This window comes from Microbacterium sp. SCPM-O-B-15248 (M128), assembly GCF_058214835.1.
In genome coordinates, this window is sequence record NZ_JBYQLI010000003.1 from 450,129 (window position 1) to 472,927 (window position 22,799).

A 22,799-nucleotide genomic window follows, 5' to 3' on the forward strand; every position below is an offset into this window, starting at 1 on the left:
CCTATTGCGGACCGGGTGGCCGCCGGCCCGCCGGGTAGGCTGGACGCCTATGAACGACGCGCCGATCGGCATCTTCGACTCGGGAGTCGGTGGTCTCACCGTCGCCCGCGCGGTCTCGGCGCAGTTGCCGCGGGAGTCGATCCTCTACATCGGCGACACCGCCCGCTCGCCCTACGGCCCTCGGCCCATCGCCGAGGTCCGCCGCTATTCGCTCGAAGTGCTCGACACTCTCGTCGACCAGGGCGTGAAGATGCTCGTCATCGCATGCAACACCGCCTCGGCCGCGGTGCTCCGCGACGCCCGGGAACGCTACGACGTGCCGGTCGTCGAGGTCATCGGTCCCGCCGTCCGCACCGCCATGTCCACGACGCGGAACGGCAGGATCGGCGTCATCGGAACGGTCGGCACCATCGGCTCCCGCGCGTACCAGGACATGCTCGAGGTGAACGAGCGGCTGACCGTGTTCGCGCAGGCCTGCCCGCGCTTCGTGGAGTTCGTGGAGGCGGGCATCACCGATTCCCCCGAAGTGCTCGCCGTCGCCGAGGAGTACCTCGCGCCGCTGCGCCACGCGGAGGTCGACACGCTTGTTCTGGGGTGCACGCACTACCCGTTCCTCGAGGGCGCCATCAGCTACGTGATGGGCCCCGAGGTGAGCCTGGTCTCCAGCGACAGCGAGACCGCGAAGGACGTCTACCGCCAGTTGGTCTCTCAGGACCTGCTCGCGGGACCGGATGCCGTCCCCGCGCACCGCTACGAGGCCACCGGCGATTCGGCCGACGATTTCCTGCGCCTGGCGCACCGACTCATGGGCCGCGAGGTGCGCGAGGTGCAGCTCGTGCAGACCGGCGCCATCGACCTGCCGCGCTGAGCCGCGGCATCCATCCCGTTCCCAGGAGGACCCATGACCGACACCCGCAAGGACGGCCGCGCCGTCGACGACCTGCGTCCCGTCACGATCGAGCGCGGCTGGTCGGCCCACGCCGAAGGTTCGGCGCTCATCACGTTCGGCGGCACGAAGGTGCTGTGCACCGCCTCGTTCACCAACGGCGTCCCCCGCTGGCTCACCGGCAAGGGCAAGGGCTGGGTCACGGCGGAGTACGCGATGCTCCCGCGCGCCACGAACAGCCGCAACGACCGCGAGAGCATCAAGGGCAAGGTCGGCGGTCGCACCCATGAGATCTCGCGTCTGATCGGCCGGGCGCTGCGCGCGGTCGTCGACACCAAGGCGCTGGGCGAGAACACGATCGTGATCGACTGCGACGTCCTGCAGGCCGACGGTGGCACCCGCACCGCGGCGATCACGGGGGCGTACGTCGCCCTCGCGGATGCCATCGCGTGGGGACGCGAGAAGAAGTTCATCGCGCAGCGCTCCGAGGTGCTCTTCGACTCGGTGTCGGCGGTCTCGGTCGGCATCGTCGACGGCACGCCGCTGCTCGACCTCGCGTACGTCGAGGACGTCCGGGCCGAGACCGACATGAACGTCGTCGTCACCGGTCGCGGCCTCTTCGTCGAGGTGCAGGGCACGGCCGAGGGCGCGCCCTTCGACAAGGCCGAGCTCGACCGGCTGCTCGAACTCGGCGTGAACGGCTGCGCGCAGCTGCGCGACCTGCAGACCGCAGCGCTCGAAGGCTGACATGGCCCGCATCGTGCTCGCGACGCACAACCCGCACAAGGTCGAGGAGTTCCAGGCGATCGTGGCGGCCACGCGCCCGGATCTCGAGGTGATCGGTTACGACGGCCCCGAGCCCGTCGAAGACGGTGTGACCTTCGCCGCGAACGCCCTCATCAAGGCCCGTGCCGCTGCCGCACACACGGGGCTCCCGTCCCTCGCCGACGACTCGGGTGTCGCCGTCGACGTCCTGGGCGGTTCGCCGGGAGTGTTCTCGGCGTACTGGGCCGGTCACCAGAAGGATGCCGGGGCGAACCTGCACCTTCTGCTGGACCAGCTGTCGGACGTCGCCGATCCGCACCGCACGGCGCAGTTCGTCTCGGTGATCGCGCTCGTTCGTCCCGACGGCACCGAGTCCACCGTCGAGGGACGCTGGCCGGGACGCCTGGCGACCGCGCCGGCCGGCCCGGGTGGTTTCGGGTACGACCCGATCTTCGTCCCCGACGGCCAGACCGTCGGGGGAGAGCGCACCGTCGGCGAGTGGTCGGCGGAGGAGAAGAACGCGCATTCTCACCGGGCGCGCGCATTCCGCAACCTGGTGCCCCTCTTGCAGACACTCTGATCTGTTAGACACAGGAGGTGGATCGCGTGCCATCCGTGTCGATCATCGTTCCCGCCTTCAACGAGGAGGCGGTGATCGGGCGGTGCCTGGAGGCGGTCCTGGCCCAGACGGTGCGGCCGGCCGAGGTGATCGTCGTCGACAACAGGTCGACGGATGCCACGCGCGAGATCGTGGCGGCGATCATCGCCGACAATCCCGGTGCCGGCATCCGTCTGGTCCGCCAGGACGACCGGCAGGGTCTCATCCCGACGCGGAACGCGGGGATGGATGTCGCGATCGGCGACGTCCTGGGGCGGATCGACGCCGATACGACGCTGAAGCCGGACTGGGTCGCCCAGGTGACCCGGGTGTTCGCCGACCCGGCAACCGACGCCGTGTCGGGACCGATGGAGTACTACGACCTGCCGCTGCGTTCGGTCGGGCACCAGATCGACGATCATTTGCGCCGGTTGCAGGTGCGTCTCGCCGGCGACTTCGTCTTCCTCTTCGGCAGCAACATGGCCGTCCGCGCGGAAGCCTGGCGACGGGTGCGCCCGCATCTCTGCGACGACGTGGCCGACGTGATGCACGAAGACCTCGACATCGCGATCCACCTCGCGTGGGCGGGATGCCGGATCGGCTACGACTCCGGCGTGGTCGCCGGGATGTCGGCGCGTCGGGTGGACGACCGACCACGCGACTTCCGCAAGTACGTCGAGCGGTTCGAGAACACGTATTCCTCGCACGGCATCCGGGATCTGCGGCTTCGCGCACCGATGGCGGTCTTCCTCGGCGTGTATCCCGCTCTGCACACGCACCGGGCCATCCAGCGCCAGTTGGCGGGCCTCCGACGCTGAGGCCGGGAGCGAGAGCGATATCCGCTCTCATTCCCGAGTTCCGCGAAAACACGCGCCGGAGCGGGGCCGCACGTAGCCTGGATCCATGCACGATCACGCGCCCGCCGGCGGTATCCGCGACGCAAGCCACCGTCGTCTGCTCGGCGTCGCCCTCGGGTTGACGGCGACGGTCATGGTCGTGCAGGTCGTGGGCGCGATCCTCACCGGCTCTCTTGCCCTGCTGGCGGACGCCGCCCACATGTTCACCGACGCCGCGGCCCTGGTCGTCGCGCTCATCGCGACGGCGATCGCCGCGCGACCGGCCGACGATCGGCGCACGTACGGCTACCAGCGCGCCGAGGTGCTCGGGGCGCTCGTGAACGCGATCGTGCTGATCGTGCTCAGCCTGGGTGTCGCGTTCGAAGCCGTGCAGCGTCTGCTCGCGCCGGCGGATGCCGAGGTCCAGGGCGGGCTCATGCTCGTCGTCGCCGTCGTGGGCCTGCTGGCCAACGCGGTGTCGATGTGGCTGCTCGGGCGTGCGCAGAAGACCAGTATCAACGTGCGGGGTGCCTATCTCGAGGTCCTCGGCGACCTCATCGGATCGGCTGCTGTCATCGTCGCGGCGGTCGTGATCGTGACGACCGGGTTCGTGCAAGCGGATGCCATCGCCTCGCTGTTCATCGCCGTGCTCATCGTGCCGCGGGCGATCGGTCTGCTGCGCGAGGTCGTGGTGGTCCTGACCGAGTCGGCGCCCACGGGCGTGCAGGTGGCCGAGATCCGGCAGCACCTGCGTCAGGCCGAGGGCGTCGTGGACGTGCATGACGTGCACGTGTGGCAGCTCACCCGCGGTGCCCCGGTGTTCAGCGCCCATGTCGTCGTCGAGGAGCAGGCTCTCGCGGACGGTCGCGCCGCCCGCATCCTCGCGTCCCTCCAGGAGTGCCTCGCCGACCACTTCGACGTGGAGCACTCCACGTTCCAGATCGAACCCGCCGGTCACGTCGAGCACGACGCGCAGCACGCGTAGGACTCAGTCTTCGCGCACGACGTCGCCCGGGTCCTTGTCGGGGCGCAGACCCCGCCACCGCGCCTGGCGCAGGATGCCGCCGGGGGTGAACTCCGCGAACTCCACTTCGCCCACGAGGTCGGGGCGCACCCACAGCGCGTCACTCGCGTCCGCGGCCGGAACGCCCACGAAGGGGTCGGTGTCGGTGCGGAGCGGTTCGAGGAGATCGGACAGGGCAGCGAGGGTCCGCTCTCCGAATCCCGAGCCCACGCGCCCGGCGTAGCGCAGACCGTCGGGGGAGGGCACCCCCACCAGGAGCGAGCCGATCGTTCCCGATCGGTTGCCCTTCCCGGGTCGGATGCCGCCGATGACGACCTCCTGGGTGCGGGAGTGCTTGATCTTCAGCCACCGGTCGGACCGCTCGCCGCCCCGGTAGGGGGAGCCGGGGTCCTTGACGACGATGCCCTCGAGGCCGAACCGTCCGCTCGTCGTCAGCGCGGCTTCGATGTCGTCGAACACCGGCGGCACGACGACGGCGGGCGTGGCCGTGCGGGCGAGGTCTTCGAGGATGTCGCGGCGCTCTGCGAGCGGCAGATCGGTGACGTCGCGACCGCCCGCTTCGAGGACGTCGAAGAGGTACAGGTGTACGGGGGTTCGAGCGGCCTCACGGGCGATCTCGGCGGGCCGGGTGAGATTCATCCGCTTCTGCAGCAGGGGAAAACTCGGTCGCCCGGCAGAGTCCACCGCGACGATCTCGCCGTCGACGATCGCGGGGGTGGGTCCGAGCCCGAGGTCGACGGCGGTCAACTCGGGGTACGCGTCCGTGAGGTCGTTGCCGTTGCGGGAGCGCAACCGGAGGCGTTCGCCGTCCCACAGCCCGGTTCCCCGAATGCCGTCCCACTTCATCTCGACCCACTCCCGGCCCCAGCGACGGGCCGCGGCCCGCGCCAGACCGTCCGTCACAGCGGTCGCGAGCATCGGGCGGAGGTCGGCCGCGACGGGCGCGGCGGACGCGTCGAGCTCCCGCGGCGGAGCGGGTGACGGATCGTCGCGGGGGATCACGACCGCACCGTCGGCCTGGGGCCGGCCGTCGGCATCCGTCTTCATCCGGTGCAGGAGCCACTGAGATTTCTCGCCCGCGCCCTCGGTGCGGATCAGGGCCAGGCGGACACGCCCGAGAGGACCGTCCGGGCGGCCCTCGAGGGTGGCGATGACCTCGTCGTCGCGCCACTTCTCGAGCTCGTACCGACCGGTGTCCCAGACGGTCATGGTGCCGGCGCCGTACTGTCCTCGAGGGATCTCGCCCGCGAAATCGAGGTACTGCATCGGGTGGTCCTCGGTCATGACAGCCAGGCTGTTCCGCTCCGAGGTGGCCGGCACGCCCTTGGGGACGGCCCAACTGACGAGCACCCCGTCGCGCTCGAGTCGCAGGTCCCAGTGCAGGCGCGAGGCGTGGTGCTCCTGGATGACGAACCGTGGCAGACCCTCGTCGCCGGTGGCGGGGTGCGCTGCCGCCGGTACCGGTTCGGGCGTGCGTCCCGCCGTGCGCTTGGCGATGTACGCGCGCAGGGGCCCGTCGAGGGGATCGATGCGGGCGAGCGGGTCGTCGGCGCGCTCGAGCACCTCGTGGAAGAGCAGGTGGCGGAGCCCCGGATCGTCGAGCTCGTCCCACGTGCGCGGAGCGGCGACGGTGGGCTCGGCGCGACCGCGGAGCGAGTACGGGGCGATCGTCGTCTTGGAGCCGTTGTTCTGGCTCCAATCGATGAACACCTTGCCCGGCCGCACGGCCTTGGCCATCTGGCTGACCACGAGGTCCGGGTGGTCGGCTTCGATCGACCGGGCGAGCTCTTTCGCTACGGCGCTCACGGTGTCGCTGGTCTGCCGGCCGTCGAGGTGGGCGTACAGGTGGATGCCCTTGCTGCCGCTCGTGACGGGCATCGGGTCCAGGCCCATGTCGCGCAGGATCGATCGCGCCCATCGCGCGACCTCGGCGCATTCGAGAAGCCCGACGCCCGGACCGGGGTCGAGGTCGAGGACGAGCCGGTCCGGGTTCAGCCGAGTCCCTGCGGCGTCGAACCGCCACTGCGGCACGTGCAGCTCGAGGCTCGCGACTTGCGCGAGGTAGACCAGGGTCGGCACGTCCTCTACGAGCGGGTAGTCCTTCGCCCCCGAGGAGTGGTCGATCGGATGCCGCGGCACCCACGCCGGAGCACCCGGTTCGAGCGCCTTCGCGAAGAACGGTTCCCCGGGAGCGGCCGCGGTCCCCACCCCGTCGGGCCAGCGCTTGCGGGTCACGGGACGGGCGCGCACGTGCGGGAGAAGTCTCGGGGCGATACGGCTGTAGTAGTCGATGACCTCGCCCTTGGTGGTCCCCGTCTCGGGATAGAGCACTTTGTCGAGGTTCGACAGGCGCAGCCGGCGGCCCTCGATGCGCACCGTCTGCTCGGTCATCGCCCCAGCGTAAGCGGCGGTGCTCCGAGGGGGCGCACAACTCCTGCAGGGAGTGCCCGGAGGTGCCGGCGCCGCCCGGCCTGCGGCTTCGTGCAGGAGTTGTGCAGCATCTCGGGCGCAACCTCTCGGCATCCGGGCCCCTTCCGGTGTTCACTGGGACCATGCGATCGATCTGGAAGGGTGCACTGACCTTCGGCCTGGTCAACGTGCCGGTGAAGGTGTACTCGGCGACCGAGGACCACGACGTGCCCCTGCACCAGGTGCACAACAAGGACGGGGGACGGATCCGCTACCAGCGGATCTGCGAGGTGGACGGCGAAGTCGTCCCCTATCAGGACATCGACCGGGCGTATGACGACGGCGAGCAGACGGTCGTCCTGACCAAGGACGATCTCGCGTCGCTCCCCAGCGAACGCAGCCGCGAGATCGAGGTGGTGGAGTTCGTCCCCAGCGACCAGGTCGACCTCCTCACACTCGACAAGGCGTACTACCTCGAACCCGACTCGACGTCGCCGAAGGCCTACGTCCTGCTGCGCAAGACGCTCGAGCAGACCGACCGCACCGCGATCGTGCGGTTCTCGCTCCGGCAGAAGACGCGGCTCGCGGCGCTGCGTACGCGCGGCGACGTGCTCGTGCTCCAAACGCTGCTCTGGGCCGACGAAGTGCGCGAGGCCGCCTTCCCCGCGCTCGACGACGACGTCCGCATCTCGGCGAAAGAGCTGGAGATGTCGGCCTCGCTCGTCGAGAGCTTCTCGAAGGACTTCGATGCCGAGGAATTCGGTGACGAGTATCAGCGCGAGCTGCGCACGTTGATCGACGCGAAGCTCGAGCAGGGCGACGCGATCGACACCGCGGCGACGTTCGGCGAGCAGGATGCCGACGACGACGGCGGCGAGGTCATCGATCTGATGGAGGCACTGCGCGCCAGCGTCGAGCGCAGCCGCGCCGCGCGGGCGGGCACCGCTGACAAGCGTGAGCCGGCGAAGAAACCGGCGGGGAAGAAGAAGGCCTCGAAAGCGTCGTAGCCGCCGCGATCAGTGCGCGCGCTGGTCGCCGTCTTCGAGGGTCTTCGGGTCGAGCGTGAGTTCCTGAGCCTCGGCGTGCGACACGGACCCCCGACCCGCGGCGGCGTCGCGCTTGGCAGCGGCGCGCTCGCGGAAGTAGTGGATGCCGATGAAGATCGCCGTTCCGGCGACGGCGGCGAGCAGGATCACGTCGATGTACTCGGTGACGATGTCGCGCACGAAGGGGATGTAGCCCACGGCATAGCCGAGCATCGTGAGGCCGATGCCCCAGATGATCGCGCCGATGAGGTTGTAGAGCGTGTAGCGGCGCCACGGCATGTGCCCGACACCGGCGGCGATGGGCGCGAACGTGCGCACCACGGGAACGAAGCGGGCCAGGATGACGGTGATCCCGCCGAACCGCTCGAAGAACGCGTTCGTGCGTTCGACGTTCTTGCGGCTGAAGATCCCGGACTCTTTGCGCTCGAAGATCGATGGTCCGGCCTTGTGGCCGATGAAGTAGCCGACCTCGCCGCCGATGAAGGCGGCGACTCCGATGGCCAGGGCGACGAACCAGGCGTTGATGCCGAAGACGCCGTTCGGGGCGGCGGTGGTGGAGTGCGAGAGCAGTCCCGCCATGATCAGCAGGGTGTCTCCGGGCAGCAGGAAGCCGATCAGCAGGCCGGTCTCGGCGAAGATGATGAAACAGACCACCAGCAGCGCCCAGGGCTGGGAATTGGTGATGATGGCCGCCGGGTCGAGCCACGGGAGCAGGGCAGTGGGGTGGATCACATCGGTCCCGTCGGGTCGGAAGAATGCTGGTGCGGAGGAGAAGCCGTGCGGAAGGGGGGACTTGAACCCCCACGCCCGAAGGCACAGGAACCTAAATCCTGCGTGTCTGCCGGTTTCACCACTCCCGCGAGTGCCCTCATTCTATGGGCGCGCGGTCACGGCTCTATGTGAAGCTGCCGTCAAGACGCGATGACGGCACCTCCCAGGACGGTGAGCGCGGTGCGGGTCTCGTGAAGAGCCTCCGCCGGACCGGCGAAGGGATCGCGGTCGGCGACGGCGAGGTCGGCCCGCTCTCCGATGCGCAGGAGGCCGGTGCCGACTCCGAGGAGGGTCGCGGAGCCGCGCGTGTAGGCGTCGATCGCGGCCCCGAGGGGCAGCGACTCCTCGGGGCCGAGGGGTCCGGCATCCGGCTCACCCGGTGGGCGACGCGTGACGGCGACGGATCCCAGCCGCCGCCGACCACCCAGTCGCCGGGATGGGCGGACGCGAAGCGGCGGATGCGCGCGTCGATCTCGTCCAATGACGCGGCGCCCGCGAGGTCGCAGCGCAGGGCGTCCACCGCCCCGACGCCGAGGTGGACGTGCGCGTCGACGAACCCGGGCGTGACGAGTCCACCCGCGGCGTCGATCTCTTCGACGCCCGGGCCGACCGCGTCTCGCACGTCAGCGAGGTCGCCGATCGCGACGATCGTGCTTTCTCGGATGCCGATCGCCGCACGGTCCCGCGCGGAATCGGGCGCGAGGTCGGGCAGGAACGGGACGCCGTCGGCGATCACGAGAGAGGACATTCCTCCAGGGTGGCGATTCCCAGGCGCACACGCCGCGGGAATGCGGGGCGCCCGCGGGAACTTGGGACTTCGTATGAAGGCGATCGTGTACAGCACCCCCGGTGACTCCTCCGTCCTCTCGCTCGTGGAGCGGGAGGTCCCCGAACCCGCGGCGGGTGAGGTGCGCGTGCGCATCGCCGTCTCGGGCGTGAACCCGACCGACTGGAAGGCGCGGGCCTCGGTCGGCCGGCCGCTCGTCGCCGACGAAGTGACGCCGAATCAGGACGGTGCCGGCACGGTGGATGCCGTCGGCGACGGGGTGGACGACCTGGCCGTGGGGGATCGCGTGTGGGTCTATCTCGCCGCCCACCAGCGTCCGACCGGGACCGCAGCGGAGTACGCCGTGATCCCGGCCTCGCGCGCCGTGCCGCTGCCCGAGGCTGCGTCGTTCGAGCTGGGGGCGAGCCTCGGTGTTCCCGCCATGACGGCGCATCGCGCGCTCACCGTGCACGAGTTCGGGCCCGCACGTCTGTCGCCCGGCGCCCTGACCGGTCGCTCGGTTCTCGTTCAGGGAGGTGCGGGCGCGGTGGGCCACGCGGCGATCCAGCTCGCGGCGTGGGCGGGGGCGACCGTCATCGCCACCGTCAGCAGCGCCGAGAAGGAGGCTCTCGCGCGCGCGGCGGGCGCTCCCCACGTGCTGCGGTACACCGAGCCGGGTCTGGCCGACCGCATCCGCGAGATCGCCCCCGACGGCATCGACCACGTCGTCGAGGTCGCGATCGCCGACAACGCGGGTCTCGACGTGGAGGTGCTCGCCAACCACGGCTCGATCGGCTACTACGCCGACAACGGGGGCGACACCTTCACCGCTGCCGTCCGCGAGAGCTTCGCGAAGAACGCGCGGTGGCAGGGATTGCTGCTGTACACGGTGGGCGAGGATGCCTTGGCCGCCGCGGCCGAGGACGTGTCGGCCGCTGTCGCCGACGGCGCGCTCCCGGTGGGGGAGGAGAGCGGACTGCCGCTCACCTGGTTCGCCCTCGACGAGACCGCTGCCGCGCACGACGCCGTCGAGGCGGGCGTGACCGGGAAGGTGCTCATCCGGGTGTGAAGCGGGCCCCGGCGTTCCGGGTCGGGTCGGCGGGTCTCCGCGGCGGCGTCCGGTCGCGTCAGCGCTCTGCCGAGGGCCCGCGCTCCGTGGCAGAGGGGCGGACGGCGAGGATCACGGTCACGATCGTCAGCACGACGGCGGCGAAGGACAGGGCGAACGGGCTGCCTCCGCGGTGGGCGACCGCCCCGACGACGGCACCGCCGACGAGCGACGACCACAGCAGGAGCGGTCGCCGCCAGGCGCGGCGGGATCCTCCGGTGGCCGCGGCCGCGAGGGCCAGGCCGAGGCTGACGAGTGTCCCGGTCGAGTAGGTGATCGCTACGCGGGCTCGTCCGTCGGCGAGGAAGAGCGTGTTGAGCGCGCCCATCCCCGCCGCGAGCAGGGCCACCCGCCAGAGCGTCGTCTCGCCGCCGAAAGCGAGCACGGCGACCAGGGCGACCGCCACCGTCGCGCCCCCGACGATCCATGCCCGCGGACGGGCGAGGAGCGTGGCCGCCACGCCCCCGACGGCGACGCCGAAGACGAAGGCGGCGATGATCCCCGCCGAGGCGAGAGCCACCGCGGCGCCGGGACCGAAGACCTCGACGGCGGCCTGGGTGGAGTTGCCGCTCATGAACGAGACGAACAGCCCACCGGTGTCCAGGAACCCGATGGCATCCACGTATCCGGCGACGCCGGCGAGGGCGGCCGAGATCGCGAGGGCCCCGCGATCGACGTCCTTCACGTGGTGTTCTCCTCGGTGCGCGCGCGGGTGGTTCGGCTTCATCGTGGAGCGTGAACCGCTCGGCGGGCAAATCGGCGCCGCCGCCCGGTCCGCGTCACGAAGCACCCGCTCCGGGTTTCACCGTGTTCGCGGCACATAGCGCGGCACCCACCGCACGAAGCCCACCGCGCCCAGCGCGGCGACGACCCCCATCGCTCCCACGGCCACCGGCAACGACACCGCCGCCGTCAGGGCAGAGATGATCAAGGGAGCGATCGCGCCACCGGCATCAGTGAGCGTGCGCCACGACCCCAGGAACGCCGCCGGTTCGGTCGGCGGTGCGATGTCGGCGCCCAGGGTGAGCAGGATGCCGCTGGAGAGCCCGTTGCCGACGCCGAGTACCGCCGCGAACATCGCGAACCACATCGCCGCGCTGTCCAGCTCGTGCGTGAACGACAGAGCGAAGAAGCCAGCACCCATGAGGACCATCGCCGGCAGCGCCGCCCACAGGCGCCCGAAGCGGTCCATCACCTGCCCGCTGGCATAGAACAGCGCGAAATCGATCGCCCCCGAGACACCGACGACCAGCGCGATCGTCGAGGCATCCAAGCCCAGCGACACACCCCACAGCGGAAGGACGACCTGCCGGGCGGATCGCACCGCCGAGAGCGACGCGGCGGCGAGCCCGAGCCGCGCGAGCACCCCCCGGAAGCGCCACATCGTGCGGAACACCCCTGCCCGCTCCGCCACGGGGATCGAACCGGTGACGGGTTCGCCGGTGTCCTCGGCATCCGGTCCGGGCCCCACGGGCGACGCGGCGGCGACGGCCCGCTCGGGATCCGGTCCCAGGAACACGAGCAGGATCGTGGCGACCTGGCACACCGCGAAGAACGCGATCGAGGCCGACTCGTCGCCGAAGATGCCCAAGAGCGCGGCCGAGATGAACGGCCCCACGAACATCCCGAGCCGGAACGTCCCGCCCAGGAGTGAGAGCGCCCGCGCCCGGAAGTGCAGCGGCACGCGCGTCGTCATGAACGAATGACGGGCCAGAGCGAAGGATGCCGCGCAGAACCCGATCAGGAACACCGCCGCCGCGAAGATCACGAGCGAGTCGGCGAAGACCACCCCCACGAGCCCGGCGAGGATGACGATGCCCGCAACGCCCATCGTGATGCGCTCGCCGAAGCGCGCCACCGCCCACCCGGCGGGGATGTTCCCGCACAGCTGGCCGACGACGAGTGCCGCGGCGATGAGCGCCGCCACGGCGACGTCCGCGCCCAGGCGCGTGGCGATCACCGGGATGAGGGGGATCACCGCCCCCTCGCCGAGGGCGAACAGCAGCGTGGGGCCGTAGATCATGGGCGCGAAGCGCACCAGCACGTTCCGGGGAGAGTCGGCTGTCACCGTCTCCACGATAGGCTTGATCTCAAATGCTCGAACTCGATTTGACCGCCGACATTCAGGCGCTGCGCTCGACCTTCGCCGATATCCAGGCCGTGGTCGACGTCGACGCACTCACCGCCGACATCGAACGCCTGAGCGAAGAGGCCGGTGCTCCCGACCTGTGGGACGACGTCGACAACGCTCAGAAGATCACGAGTCGTCTCAGCCACCGTCAGGCCGAGCTCAAGCGGATCACCGAGATCGAGCAGCGTCTCGACGACCTCGAGGTGCTCGTGGGCCTCGCGATCGAGATGGATGACGAGGACTCGGCCGAGGAGTCTCGCAAGGAGCTCGCGTCTCTTCGCGATGTCATCGGCCAGCTCGAGGTGCAGACGCTCCTCGACGGCGAGTACGACGCCCGCTCGGCCGTCGTCACGATCCGCTCGGGTGCCGGTGGCGACGACGCCACGGACTTCGCCGAGATGCTCCTGCGCATGTACCTGCGCTGGGCCGAGCGTCACAAGTACCCGGTCAAGGTGATGGACACCTCGTATGCCGAGGGCGCGGGCATCAAGTCCGCCACCTTCGAGATCGACGTGCCCTACGCGTACGGCACGCTCTCGGTCGAGGCCGGTACGCACCGCCTCGCGCGCATCAGCCCGTTCGGCGGCGCCGACAAGCGTCAGACGAGCTTCGCCGCCGTCGAGGTCATCCCCGTGATGGAAGAGGCCGTCGAGGTCGAGGTGCCCGAAGGCGACATCCGCGTCGACGTCTTCCGTTCGTCGGGCCCCGGTGGGCAGTCGGTCAACACGACGGACTCCGCGGTGCGCATCACCCACCTCCCCACGGGACTCGTCGTGTCGATGCAGAACGAGAAGTCCCAGATCCAGAACCGCGCCGCCGCCATGCGGGTGCTCCAGACTCGACTGCTGCTGCTCAAGCGCGAAGAGGAAGCGGCGAAGAAGAAAGAGCTCGCGGGCACGATCACCGCCAGCTGGGGCGACCAGATGCGCTCCTACTTCCTCTACGGTCAGCAGCTCGTGAAAGACCTCCGCACGGGCTACGAGGTCGGTAACCCCGCGGTCGTCTTCGACGGTGACCTCGACGGGCTCATCGCGGCGGGAATCCGCTGGCGCAAGCGCAAGGACGACGACGACTGATCCCGGATGCCGCACCTCGCGGCATCCATAGGACTCTCCCGGTTTCGCGACCCGGCGAGTCCTCTCGGGCGGAACCGCTCGCGCGCTTAGGCTCGTCGAGCCATGATCCGGTTCGAGAACGTCACCAAGAGGTATCGCGGCACCACGAGACCGGCGCTCAGCGCCGTCGATTTCGAGGTGCAGCGCGGAGAGTTCGTCTTCCTCGTCGGGGCCTCCGGCTCCGGCAAGTCGTCGTGCCTGCAGCTGATCCTGCGGGCCGAGACACCCAGCGAGGGGCGTGTCGTCGTGCTCGGTCGCGACCTGCGCACCCTGTCCAACCGGAAGGTGCCGTACTTCCGGCGGCACATCGGGTCGGTCTTCCAGGATTTCCGTCTGCTGCCCAACAAGACGGTGCACCAGAACGTGGCCTTCACTCTGCAGGTCACCGGCGCCTCGCGCGGGTTCATCCAGCAGGCGGTGCCCGAGGTCCTCGCTCTCGTCGGCCTCGACGGCAAGGAGAAGCGTCTGCCGCACGAGCTCTCGGGCGGTGAGCAGCAGCGTGTCGCGATCGCCCGTGCGCTGGTGAACCGCCCGCAGGTCCTGCTCGCCGACGAGCCGACCGGAAACCTCGACCCCGGCACCTCCATCGACATCATGCGGCTCCTCGCGCGCATCAACGCCGGTGGCACCACCGTCGTCATGGCCACGCACGAGGCCGGCTTCGTCGATCAGATGCAGCGTCGCGTGATCGAGCTGAAGAACGGCGAGATGGTCCGTGACGAGCGCCACGGCGGCTACGGCGACACGTCCGGCCTGCCGCGTCTCGCGCCCGAGGTCGAAAAGGGCGCGGCCGCCGTCGCCGCTCTGACCGCCGTGCTCGAGGTCCAGCGCGAAGTGGCCCACATCACCGGTTCGGTGGAGCCGCTGAACCCGGCCGACATCGCGCGCGCCGAGTCGAGGGAGAGCGAAGCCCCGTCCGCGACGGCCGAGGCTCCCCGTGAGCCGGGTACGCACACGCGGTCGATTCCGGTGACCACGCCCGACGTCGAGGCTCTCGGCCTCGCCGACCGCCTCGGACTGGGCGACAAGAACGACCGCGCCGACGAAGTGGGACCCACGTCATGAGATTCGGTCTCATCCTCTCCGAAGCCTTCAGCGGGCTTCGCCGCAACGCCTCGATGGTCATCTCGGTGATCCTGGTGACTTTCGTCTCTCTGACCTTCGTCGGCGCCGCGATGCTCATGCAGATGCAGATCGGCAAGATGCAGTCGTACTGGGCGGACCGTGCCCAGGTCGCGGTGTTCATGTGCGCGACCGTGTCGGACACGCCGTCCTGCACCACCGGCCAAGCGGCGAGCCAGGAGCAGATCGATCAGGTGCGCGCCACGCTCGACGGCCCGGCGCTGGCACCGCTGATCCGCAACTACACCTTCTCTACGAGCGACGAGGTGTTCGAGAACGCGAAGTCTCTGCTCTCGGACGACATCGCCGGCGTCGTCACGGCCGACCAGTTCAACGCGACCTTCAGCATCAACCTGGTCGACCAGCGGCAATCGGATGTCATCTCCGAGGCGTTCAGCAACCAGGCGGGCGTCGAAGAAGTCACCAACCAGATGCAGTACCTGGAGCCTCTTTTCCAGACGCTCACGGTGGCGACCTACGTCGCCGTCGGAATCGCGGGGCTCATGCTCATCGCAGCCGTCCTTCTCATCGCGACGACGATCCGCCTGTCGGCGTTCGCCCGCCGTCGAGAGCTGGGGATCATGCGATTGGTAGGCGCGTCGAACCGGTTCATCCAGACACCGTTCGTCCTCGAGGGCGTGTTGGCAGCGTTGATCGGTTCGGCCCTCGCGAGCGTCGCCGTGTGGGCGATGGTGGGCGTCGGTGTCAACCAGTACCTGCGCGATCGCGTGAGCTTCATCACCTCGTGGGTGGGCGTCGGAGACGTCGCCATCGTCGTACCAGTGATCATCGTCATCGGTGTGCTGCTGGCCGCGTTGAGCGCGAGCTTTGCGATCCGACGCTGGCTGCGCGCCTGATCGCGTAGACTGATGGGCTCTGTGTGCCCATGATCATGAGGAGGTGGCACCATGCCTCGTGAGCAGGGTGAGAAGCTCATCGCGTCGAACAAGAAGGCGCGCCACGACTACGCCATCGAGAAGACGTACGAAGCCGGACTGGTGCTCACGGGCACCGAGGTGAAGTCGCTGCGTCAAGGGCGAGCGAACCTCACCGACGGCTACGCGTACATCGACGGCGGGCAGGCGTATCTCGATGCCGTCCACATCCCCGAGTACTCGCAGGGGCACTGGACCAACCACTCCGCCAAGCGCACCCGCAAGCTGCTGCTGCACAAGGAAGAGATCATCAAGCTCTCGCACGCGGTCGCTGCCGGGGGCTACACCCTCGTGCCGCTGCGGCTGTACTTCCTCGACGGCCGGGCCAAGGTCGAGATCGCTGTCGCGAAGGGCAAGCGCGAGTTCGAGAAGCGCCAGACGATCCGGGAGCGCGAAGACAAGCGCGAGGCGGAGCGGGCGATGCGGACGAAGAACCGCTTGGGCGACTGACCCAGAACGCACTGGTTGAAGGTCAGCCGTTGCGCTTCCTGAGCCTCACTCGGCGCGGAAACGCCCCTCGACGACGGCGCTCACGACGATCTCGGGCGGCTGCAGGCTGAACGAGGGCCCGGCATCCGCCATGGCCATCATGCGCGCTCCCTTGAACGCGGTCGCCTCCGGGCGCACCTCGAGCAGTCCCGCGTCAGCGATCTCGACGGCGCTGACGGATGCCAGCCCCAGCGCGTCCGCGTACGCGGTGGCGCGCTCGACGGCGACGTGGACCGCGTCGGAGGCGACCTCTCCCTCCACGCGGACGCGCGTCGCGCGCGACAGCCGCCAGTCGACGGCCGTGACCTGCACGTCGTCGGACTCGGTCACGTCACCGAGCCACCACGACAGTGCCCCGGCATCGGTGAACGTGGCCGAGAGCTCGACGCTCGCGTGGTGCACGAGGGGGAGTTGCGCGCCCTCGTTGTTCCACGGTCGGTCCGACCAGACCGAGACGCGGGCGCTCGACCACTCCGACACCTCACCGGACCGCAAGTGGGCGACGAGGCCGTCCTGCACGGATGCCGCCCGCTCCTGAGCCCGCTCGACCACGGGTCCGCGGGACGGGCCGTCGGTCGACACGGTCACCCTCACCGCCGCCTCTTCCGCGCGCACGCGAGTCTCGCTCTCGCCCCGGACAGTGATGATGACGTGGCTCATGCGGGGAGCCTACGCGAGCGCGTGGGAATGGCCCAGGATACGGATCCGTTGTAGACTGTGATGCTCGGGTGTCTCGGCATCCGATTGGTAAGTCAACAGTGTGACGATGGTCGCTCCTTCACGGAGTTCCCGGGGCTGATCGGTTTCGACAGCGCCTGCGAACCCGCGAGAAGCGGGCCGAGGATGTGGGGTTATCTCGTAAACGCTCCCTGCAAAACTATAAGTGCCGAAACCAAGCGCACTGACTTCGCCCTCGCTGCGTAAGCGAGCCCGATAGTCCGTCAGACCGTGTGTGACCCCGCCACGGATTCTGGCGTCATTTAGGGGTCTTGCTGTGTGACGGCGTCCGGACGTCACGCGGGACTTTTCCCGGACTGGGCCTGTCGACTTAGGTGTCTGTGACAAAGGTCGGGGCCGAGTAGAACGTCTGCACAGACTGCGCCCGGAGAAAACGCGGAGACCCAGCGTTGGACGGGGGTTCGATTCCCCCCAGCTCCACGAACCATCGTCCCTGTCGAGAAGACCCCCGTTCGCGATTGCGAGCGGGGGTCTTCTCGTTTCAGGATGCCGAGCGGGTGTGGATGTCGCTCTCGCCCGAGGCGTCGTTGAGTTCGAGGTACACACGGTTCTCGGTGCGCGTGAGCGTCGCGGTGTTGCGGCGTTCGATCGCGCCGGCCATCCGCTCGACGAAGCCCGAGTCGAAAGAGTGGAGCAGCACGTCCTCGCCGCGGTGGATGCGCTTGCCGGCCCAGGGGGCGGCGACCTTCTCGGGGTCGCGGTGGGTGTAGATCGCGACGCGCTCGGCCTTCATGCTTCCGGTGTGGAGGCGCGCGGCATCCGGGGCTCCGACCTCGATCCAGGCGACGAGCGCGCCGGTGAGGTCGCGCACCATCACGGCCGGCTCGTCGGTCGCGGAGACGCCCTCGCTGAAGGCGATGCCCTCTTCGTATTCGAGGCAGTACGCGAGGACGCGCGTGAGCATGTACGCGTCGGTCTCGGAGGGATGCCGCGCGACGCGCAGCGGAAGTTCGTCGTAGACGCCGCGGTCCACGTCGGAGAGCTGCACCGTGAAGGTGTGAATGGTCGCGCCGATAGCCACGACGACCGAGCCTACGTCACGCGCTTGCTCGCGACCGCGCGGGCGACCTACCGTCGGAGGATGCCCGATCCCCGCGCGCAGCGCATCGATGTCGGCCCCTTCCAGCTGGATCCGGATGCCGAGTCCCCGACGTGGACGGCGACCGGCTCCCGCGCGCCGGACGGTGCGGTGTCGGGTGGGTGGAGCGACTGGGTGGCGTTCGCGCAGCGCGTGCTGCAGGTCGACGGCCTCTGGCGCGACCGCGAGGCGCGCGGGGACGCGTGGGACCAGGGCCACGCCGCCTCGGGCGAGCCCGACGCGGTGAACCCCTACCGCTGAGCCGGCGGCCAGTCGATCAGGACGAGACTCTGCTTCGTGTCGGCGACCTTCACCCAGCCGTCGCCGAAGAGGTAGGTGATGCCGTAGCCGTCGGCCCCGCGTCCGCCGAGCCACTCGTGGTTCTCGGTGACGTAGACCTCGCCGTTCGACCCCTCTTCGCGCTTCCAGCCGGAGCCGACCAGATCGTTCTGCGCCTTCTCGGCCGCGGACTCGTCGATCGGCGCCCAGCCGAACATCTGCACACGATCAGCCGTTGCCGACCCGTCGCTCCACTTGCACAGGATGCCGTCACGCACCTCGGTCGCCCCGATGCGGAACGTCTCGGACTGTGCGGTCCAGCCGAGGCTGCGGAAGTCGGTGGCCGTGGAGCGCAGGATGATCGTCTCGCACGTGGGATCGGCGGCCTCGGCGTCACCGTCGATGGTCGGCGAGGGGTCGGGGGTTGTCGGCGAGGCCGTGTTGGCCGGAGCGGCGGTGGCGGCCGGGGGCGGAGCCGTGTTCGGCGCACACGCGCTCAGCGCCCCGGCGACGACCAGGGATGCCGCGACCGCGGCGATGCGCGTGACCTTCACTCGGTGTCCTCGTCGTGCAGGAAGGCGAGGAACGCGTCGTGCAGCGTTCCGTTGGTCGCGAGGGAGGACTCGGCGTCGAGGCGATCGGAGCCGTCGAAGGCACTGAAGCGTCCGCCGGCCTCGCGCACGATCGGGGCGATGGCGGCGATGTCGTACTCCTTCACCCCGAACTCGGCGACGAGTTCGAGGCGTCCCTCGGCGAGCCACATGTAGGGCAGGGCGTCGCCGTAGCCGCGGTCGCGCCACACCGCGCGGGTGAGGCGCTCCAGCGTCGGCACGAGATCGACGTCGTCCCACTGCTCGATGCTCTGGAAGCTGATGCTCGCGTGCGCGATGTCGTCGACGTCGGACACGTGGATGCGACGCGGCTCTCCGTCGCGGCCGTTGGTCCAGGCTCCGTGGTCCGTCGCCGCCCACCACCGGCGGCCGAGCGCCGGCTGACTCACCACGCCGACCTGAGGCACACCGTCGACGCTGAGCGCGATGAGCGTCGCCCACACCGGGATCCCGCGCATGTAGTTGTGCGTCCCGTCGATCGGGTCGATGACCCAGCGGCGGGCGGTGTCTCCCGACGTTCCGTACTCCTCGCCGAGGATGGCATCACCCGGACGCTCGGCATCAAGGATTTCTCGGATCGCCCGTTCGGTCGCGAGATCGGCTTCGGTGACGTGCGTGCGGTCGGGTTTGGTGTCGATCCGCAGGTCGGCCGCGTCGAAGCGTGCCATGGCGACGGCGTCGGCGGCATCGGCCAGACGCAGCGCCAACTCGAGGTCGTCACGGGGGGATGCCGAGGACGAGAGGGACTCATCGATGGGAGACACGGCTCCAGGATAGACGGCGTCCTCGGCCCGATTTGGTGCGCCCGCGTCACGCCTGGTAACGTAATCCCTCGGTTCGGATCGCAGTTTCCGGGCCAACAGAACGCACCTCTAGCTCAATCGGCAGAGCAACTGACTCTTAATCAGTGGGTTCTGGGTTCAAGTCCCAGGGGGTGCACCAAAAGAAAAAGGCCCGGGAAACCGGGCCTTTTTCGCTCCCACGGGCGGGTCGCGGGGCGTGATCTTTGGGCACGAAATCTGCTCTCGTGCCCCCTACGTGCCCAAGCGAAAGCGCTCTAGTGCGGACCCGCGCTACTTAGGGCGATAGAACCGTGCCCGAGAAGGTACGGGCGGCAGTGCCGAACTCGTTCGTCACTGTGAGCTCGAAGGAGTACGGGCCCGGCGTCGTGGGCGTGCCGCGGAGGTAGGCGTCATAGGAGGGCTGCGGAGCGTCGAGCGTCATGCCGGCGGGGACTGCGCCACCGGTGAGGCTGATGTAGATGGGGAAGGAGCCTTGCGCTCCGAGCTTCGGGGCGGAGCTGGGAGTCTGGCCCGCGGTCAGGTCCGGCACCGTCGTCGTGAACCACTTCGCGGCGATGCCGTAGGGGATCGTGAAGGTCTTCTCAACTACGCCGCCGGCGTTGGTCGCGCGCGCAGTGAACTGTCCCCCAGTGAACGTGGAGGAGTCGGGAACGGTGATGGTGCCATCCTGGGCGACGGCGACCGTGGCTGGGCCGACGACTCGGGTCCAGGTGATCGGCCCGGCGCCGGTGGCGGCCAGCGTGGCGCTCCAGGGCTCGCCTGACAGCGCGGCAGGGAGGATCTCGGGGGTCGTGATGACCGGTGGGTTGATCGTGGAGTCGAACACGGTGCCCGTGAACCGGCGCGAGGTGGAGCCGTTGGCGTTGGATGCGGTCAGCGTGAAGTCAAACGCCCCGGGCGTGGTGGGGGACCCCGAGATGTTGCCGTTGCTCATCGCGAGGCCGGCAGGGAGGGAGCCGGCGGTGACCGCCCATATGACGGCTTCGGAGACCTCGGAGACGAAGGTGCGGGTAAACGGGACGCCCGTGCGAAGGTCGCTGAGTCGGCGGCCGCTGACGCAGGGGGTCAGGCGCGTCGATCCGGCGCTATCTCGCCAGCCGTACTTCGGCAGGTCGGGGATGATCTGCTGGAAGAGGCCCCGGATATGTCCCGTCAGGTCGACGTCGCGGCCGCAGAGCACGAAGAAGACGGTGCTGTACGAAACGGCGCCGATTCCGACGTACGAGCTGATGAGCTGTGCGGCGAAGAGCTCTGCGAACCACTCATTGACGTTGGTCGCACCGTAGGCGTTGGCGTCGCCGTTACTCTTGATCAGTGCGTTTGCCTCGCGCCACGCGCTCGCCCAGGCTGGCCGACTCGTGACGGCGGTGGCGTTGGTGGCGTTCCACGTCGCCTTGTACTGGTCCTGGATGCGTCCGAGCTGCGAGTCGACGAAGTGGCCGTATTCGTGAACCCAGATGTCGGAGTTGGCGGCGTTGAGGAGGGTGGCTCCGCGTCCGACGGTGAGGCCGACCCAGTTGGAGTAGTCGGGGTTGAGGCCGTTGAGAGCGAACAGGCGCGCTTTGATCTCGTTGGTCGCGGGGATACCAGCGAAGTAGCGCGGCCGCATGACCTTAGCCCCGGCGACGTTGGGGCCGCCGAGAAGGGCGGTCCACTCCTCGAGCGGCCACAGGCTAGCCGGGATGCGATTCAGTGCGGTCGTGAGGTGAATCGACGCGCTCGCGTAGGGCGTGCTGGCCGCCTGGACAACCTCCTGGCCGCCCAGTCCGCGCGGTCCGGAGATTGGTCGGGTGATGAAGGAAGCGGAGCTCTCCTCGAGGATCATTCGGTCCACTTCCACCAGAGTTGCGCACTGAGGTTCTGGGGGAGCGTGCCGCCGCCCGAGGGGATCTGCTGGATCTCGCACCGCATGACAGTCTCGGGTGAGAGGACGGGGGCCGTTGCAAAGATCTGCTTCGCAGTATCCGTTGAAGCCTTGTGCCAGCCGCGGGTTTGCAGCTCCGTTGGGCCGAGGCTGATGGAGCCGACGACCGAGCCTTCTGCAGTGAAGCGGACCACCGTGTTCCCGGCGACTGACACGCCTGCGGCCTGGACCAGGAGGGACGCTCCGATGAGCTCGAAGGTTCCGTAGGGCGGCATCACCAGTGCGGCGCCGGACGTGCGGACGGAAACGTTGCCGGGGAAGAACCACACGGTCGACTGCAGGCCCGACCCCGCACCACCCCCACCGCTTCCACCTGTGGGGGTTGCCCACCCGAGCGCGCCGTCGGCACCTCCGGTCTTGACGAGCATCTGACCTGTGCCGCCGCCGTTCGGCACGGCGTTCGGAATGAGGGAGGCGGGAATCTTGGCGGTTCCGGGATCCACGGTGGGGAAGATGATCGTCATGGGCTCAGTCCGTGATGTAGACGCCGGTGATGATGGCGAAGTTGCTCTTGACGCTTCCGAGCGCGTTGGTGACGACGGCCCGGAATGCGCCCTGGTAGTCCTGGGTCATCGTGAACGTGTACGTCTTGTCGGTGGCGCCCGGAACGTTCACCCAGCCGGACTCGACTTCTGGCTGGTCCGGGTAGGGAGAGTGCTGCCACTGCACGGTCGCAGCGGGGTTGGCCGTGAAATCGACCGAGTAGCTGATCGGGTTCGGGTACGGAGATTGGAGGTCCCGACGAGAGGCGGGGAGGGGGTGCGCAGTGATGACGGGAAGGCCGGTGGAGTTGTCGCCGCCACCGCTGGACCCGCTCACCGTGATGATGGCCGCGCCTGCGATCGTGGGATGCGGCGCGACCGTGAGGTTGGAGCCACCGCCACCGCCAGCGGGCGGGTTGGCCGCGAGGTACTGGTCGATGAGGCCCTCGATTTGGCCGACGGTCACGCCGACGGGTGGGAGCTGGAGCCAGCGCTTCACTCCGTCGCCGACGCGGAACTGGTTGTACGTGACGTCGACGCCGATTTCACCGTTCCCGAGGATCGGATTGACGGACGTCCATTCAGCGGCCGCGGCGACGCGCTGGAAGGTGCGAGCTTTGATCTCGGTGGTCATGCACCGCCCCCGCGAAGGATCACGGCGTCTGCATCCGTCGAGAACGCGAAGACGGCGTCCACTCCTTCGGACAGCGCAGCGTCGCCGCCTTGGACGACAGTGACGTCGTCGGGGAGCTTCTCGAGCTGGCGAAAAACGCGAGCGTGGCCACCGTCGTAGGCGCCGGTCTTGCCGGTTCGCAGGTCCAGGTAACGGTCACTCTTCACGGGCGCGGAGTCTAGGTCCGAGCGGCGGTCAATATGCGTTCGC

At 69.2% G+C, this 22,799-nt stretch carries 25 protein-coding genes, 2 tRNA genes, 1 other RNA gene and 1 pseudogene; 14 read left to right on the forward strand and 15 right to left on the reverse strand.

Annotated features, from left to right (window positions below):
* Window positions 1-49 precede the first annotated feature (49 nt).
* The 5 genes from murI (at window position 50) to AC3E6M_RS07485 (ending at window position 4,070) form a co-directional block, all read left to right on the forward strand.
* Window positions 50-868, forward strand: a complete 819-nt coding sequence (gene murI, locus AC3E6M_RS07465; protein ID WP_490529482.1) for a glutamate racemase — start codon at window positions 50-52, stop codon at window positions 866-868.
* Window positions 869-901: 33 nt separating this feature from the next.
* Window positions 902-1,633 (forward strand): ribonuclease PH, encoded by a 732-nt coding sequence (rph, locus tag AC3E6M_RS07470; protein WP_138175125.1) that lies wholly within the window; start codon window positions 902-904, stop codon window positions 1,631-1,633.
* A gap of 1 nt (window position 1,634) precedes the next feature.
* Entirely contained in the window at window positions 1,635-2,231 is a 597-nt protein-coding gene (gene rdgB / locus AC3E6M_RS07475) for an RdgB/HAM1 family non-canonical purine NTP pyrophosphatase (RefSeq protein WP_490529483.1), read from the forward strand.
* A gap of 26 nt (window positions 2,232-2,257) precedes the next feature.
* Entirely contained in the window at window positions 2,258-3,067 is an 810-nt protein-coding gene (locus tag AC3E6M_RS07480; protein WP_252370967.1) for a glycosyltransferase family 2 protein, read from the forward strand.
* Between the two features lie 85 nt (window positions 3,068-3,152).
* Window positions 3,153-4,070 carry a cation diffusion facilitator family transporter gene (locus AC3E6M_RS07485; RefSeq protein ID WP_138175119.1) on the forward strand — a complete coding sequence of 306 codons (918 nt, stop codon included), beginning with the start codon at window positions 3,153-3,155 and terminating at the stop codon, window positions 4,068-4,070.
* Window positions 4,071-4,073: 3 nt separating this feature from the next.
* Here AC3E6M_RS07485 and AC3E6M_RS07490 read toward each other — a convergent pair whose 3' ends face one another.
* On the reverse strand, window positions 4,074-6,500 hold the full coding sequence (locus AC3E6M_RS07490) for an ATP-dependent DNA ligase (RefSeq protein ID WP_490529484.1): 2,427 nt from the start codon (window positions 6,498-6,500) through the stop codon (window positions 4,074-4,076).
* Window positions 6,501-6,661: 161 nt separating this feature from the next.
* Here AC3E6M_RS07490 and ku point away from each other — a divergent pair, with 161 nt between their 5' ends.
* Complete coding sequence (gene ku / locus AC3E6M_RS07495) at window positions 6,662-7,525, forward strand: non-homologous end joining protein Ku (protein WP_138175115.1); 864 nt, start codon at window positions 6,662-6,664, stop codon at window positions 7,523-7,525.
* A gap of 9 nt (window positions 7,526-7,534) precedes the next feature.
* Here ku and AC3E6M_RS07500 read toward each other — a convergent pair whose 3' ends face one another.
* From AC3E6M_RS07500 to AC3E6M_RS07515, 4 genes and pseudogenes are all read right to left on the reverse strand, one after another.
* Window positions 7,535-8,293: a DedA family protein gene (locus tag AC3E6M_RS07500; RefSeq protein WP_138175141.1), complete on the reverse strand. Its 759-nt coding sequence runs from the start codon at window positions 8,291-8,293 to the stop codon at window positions 7,535-7,537.
* A gap of 49 nt (window positions 8,294-8,342) precedes the next feature.
* A tRNA-Leu gene (locus tag AC3E6M_RS07505) sits at window positions 8,343-8,424 on the reverse strand.
* Window positions 8,425-8,475: 51 nt separating this feature from the next.
* Entirely contained in the window at window positions 8,476-8,841 is a 366-nt protein-coding gene (locus tag AC3E6M_RS07510; RefSeq protein WP_490529643.1) for an amidohydrolase family protein, read from the reverse strand.
* Window positions 8,742-9,257 (reverse strand): annotated as a pseudogene (locus AC3E6M_RS07515) (amidohydrolase family protein); the annotation flags it as partial. The gene AC3E6M_RS07510 and the pseudogene AC3E6M_RS07515, both read right to left, overlap by 100 nt.
* On the opposite strand from AC3E6M_RS07515, the gene AC3E6M_RS07520 reads away from it, so the two are divergent.
* A complete protein-coding gene (locus AC3E6M_RS07520) occupies window positions 9,157-10,170 on the forward strand; it encodes an NADPH:quinone reductase (protein WP_138175111.1) in 1,014 nt (337 codons plus the stop codon). The pseudogene AC3E6M_RS07515 and the gene AC3E6M_RS07520 sit on opposite strands and share 101 nt — an antisense overlap.
* A 58-nt stretch (window positions 10,171-10,228) precedes the next feature.
* Here the strand turns inward: AC3E6M_RS07520 and AC3E6M_RS07525 are convergent, their stop codons facing one another.
* Entirely contained in the window at window positions 10,229-10,894 is a 666-nt protein-coding gene (locus AC3E6M_RS07525; protein ID WP_138175109.1) for a YoaK family protein, read from the reverse strand.
* 117 nt (window positions 10,895-11,011) lie between these two features.
* Window positions 11,012-12,232: an MFS transporter gene (locus tag AC3E6M_RS07530; RefSeq protein ID WP_171024282.1), complete on the reverse strand. Its 1,221-nt coding sequence runs from the start codon at window positions 12,230-12,232 to the stop codon at window positions 11,012-11,014.
* Between the two features lie 71 nt (window positions 12,233-12,303).
* On the opposite strand from AC3E6M_RS07530, the gene prfB reads away from it, so the two are divergent.
* The 4 genes from prfB to smpB all read left to right on the forward strand — a co-directional run bounded on the left by prfB (window position 12,304) and on the right by smpB (window position 15,962).
* Window positions 12,304-13,416: a peptide chain release factor 2 gene (prfB, locus tag AC3E6M_RS07535; protein WP_138175107.1), complete on the forward strand. Its 1,113-nt coding sequence runs from the start codon at window positions 12,304-12,306 to the stop codon at window positions 13,414-13,416.
* 102 nt (window positions 13,417-13,518) lie between these two features.
* Window positions 13,519-14,520: a cell division ATP-binding protein FtsE gene (ftsE, locus tag AC3E6M_RS07540; protein WP_138175105.1), complete on the forward strand. Its 1,002-nt coding sequence runs from the start codon at window positions 13,519-13,521 to the stop codon at window positions 14,518-14,520.
* On the forward strand, window positions 14,517-15,434 hold the full coding sequence (gene ftsX / locus AC3E6M_RS07545; RefSeq protein WP_138175103.1) for a permease-like cell division protein FtsX: 918 nt from the start codon (window positions 14,517-14,519) through the stop codon (window positions 15,432-15,434). Before ftsE ends, ftsX begins: the two co-directional genes overlap by 4 nt.
* Before the next feature lie 51 nt (window positions 15,435-15,485).
* A complete protein-coding gene (smpB, locus tag AC3E6M_RS07550) occupies window positions 15,486-15,962 on the forward strand; it encodes an SsrA-binding protein SmpB (protein ID WP_138175101.1) in 477 nt (158 codons plus the stop codon).
* Between the two features lie 45 nt (window positions 15,963-16,007).
* Here smpB and AC3E6M_RS07555 read toward each other — a convergent pair whose 3' ends face one another.
* Window positions 16,008-16,661 (reverse strand): SIMPL domain-containing protein, encoded by a 654-nt coding sequence (locus tag AC3E6M_RS07555; RefSeq protein ID WP_138175099.1) that lies wholly within the window; start codon window positions 16,659-16,661, stop codon window positions 16,008-16,010.
* Between the two features lie 131 nt (window positions 16,662-16,792).
* Between AC3E6M_RS07555 and ssrA the strand changes: the two genes are divergently transcribed.
* Window positions 16,793-17,162: a transfer-messenger RNA gene (ssrA, locus tag AC3E6M_RS07560) on the forward strand.
* Window positions 17,163-17,220: 58 nt separating this feature from the next.
* Here ssrA and AC3E6M_RS07565 read toward each other — a convergent pair.
* Window positions 17,221-17,760, reverse strand: coding sequence for a YaeQ family protein (locus AC3E6M_RS07565; RefSeq protein ID WP_138175097.1), 540 nt, complete (start codon window positions 17,758-17,760; stop codon window positions 17,221-17,223).
* A gap of 60 nt (window positions 17,761-17,820) precedes the next feature.
* On the opposite strand from AC3E6M_RS07565, the gene AC3E6M_RS07570 reads away from it, so the two are divergent.
* On the forward strand, window positions 17,821-18,078 hold the full coding sequence (locus AC3E6M_RS07570) for a hypothetical protein (protein ID WP_138175095.1): 258 nt from the start codon (window positions 17,821-17,823) through the stop codon (window positions 18,076-18,078).
* Here the strand turns inward: AC3E6M_RS07570 and AC3E6M_RS07575 are convergent.
* The gene (locus AC3E6M_RS07575) at window positions 18,069-18,650 is read right to left on the reverse strand and encodes a hypothetical protein (protein ID WP_138175093.1); all 582 of its coding nucleotides are present in this window, start codon (window positions 18,648-18,650) and stop codon (window positions 18,069-18,071) included. The genes AC3E6M_RS07570 and AC3E6M_RS07575 overlap by 10 nt on opposite strands.
* Entirely contained in the window at window positions 18,647-19,471 is an 825-nt protein-coding gene (locus AC3E6M_RS07580) for an inositol monophosphatase family protein (protein ID WP_394529562.1), read from the reverse strand. Before AC3E6M_RS07580 ends, AC3E6M_RS07575 begins: the two co-directional genes overlap by 4 nt.
* Before the next feature lie 102 nt (window positions 19,472-19,573).
* Here AC3E6M_RS07580 and AC3E6M_RS07585 point away from each other — a divergent pair.
* A tRNA-Lys gene (locus tag AC3E6M_RS07585) sits at window positions 19,574-19,649 on the forward strand.
* Window positions 19,650-19,784: 135 nt separating this feature from the next.
* On the opposite strand, the gene AC3E6M_RS07590 is transcribed toward AC3E6M_RS07585, so the two are convergent.
* The 4 genes from AC3E6M_RS07590 to AC3E6M_RS07605 are packed head-to-tail and all read right to left on the reverse strand — an operon-like array spanning window position 19,785 to window position 22,756.
* Complete coding sequence (locus tag AC3E6M_RS07590; RefSeq protein WP_490529487.1) at window positions 19,785-21,335, reverse strand: putative Ig domain-containing protein; 1,551 nt, start codon at window positions 21,333-21,335, stop codon at window positions 19,785-19,787.
* A complete protein-coding gene (locus AC3E6M_RS07595) occupies window positions 21,332-21,898 on the reverse strand; it encodes a hypothetical protein (protein WP_490529488.1) in 567 nt (188 codons plus the stop codon). The genes AC3E6M_RS07590 and AC3E6M_RS07595 overlap by 4 nt, the downstream gene beginning before the upstream one ends.
* 4 nt (window positions 21,899-21,902) lie before the next feature.
* The gene (locus AC3E6M_RS07600; RefSeq protein WP_490529489.1) at window positions 21,903-22,550 is read right to left on the reverse strand and encodes a hypothetical protein; all 648 of its coding nucleotides are present in this window, start codon (window positions 22,548-22,550) and stop codon (window positions 21,903-21,905) included.
* A complete protein-coding gene (locus AC3E6M_RS07605) occupies window positions 22,547-22,756 on the reverse strand; it encodes a hypothetical protein (protein WP_490529490.1) in 210 nt (69 codons plus the stop codon). Before AC3E6M_RS07605 ends, AC3E6M_RS07600 begins: the two co-directional genes overlap by 4 nt.
* Between the last annotated feature and the right edge of the window lie 43 nt (window positions 22,757-22,799).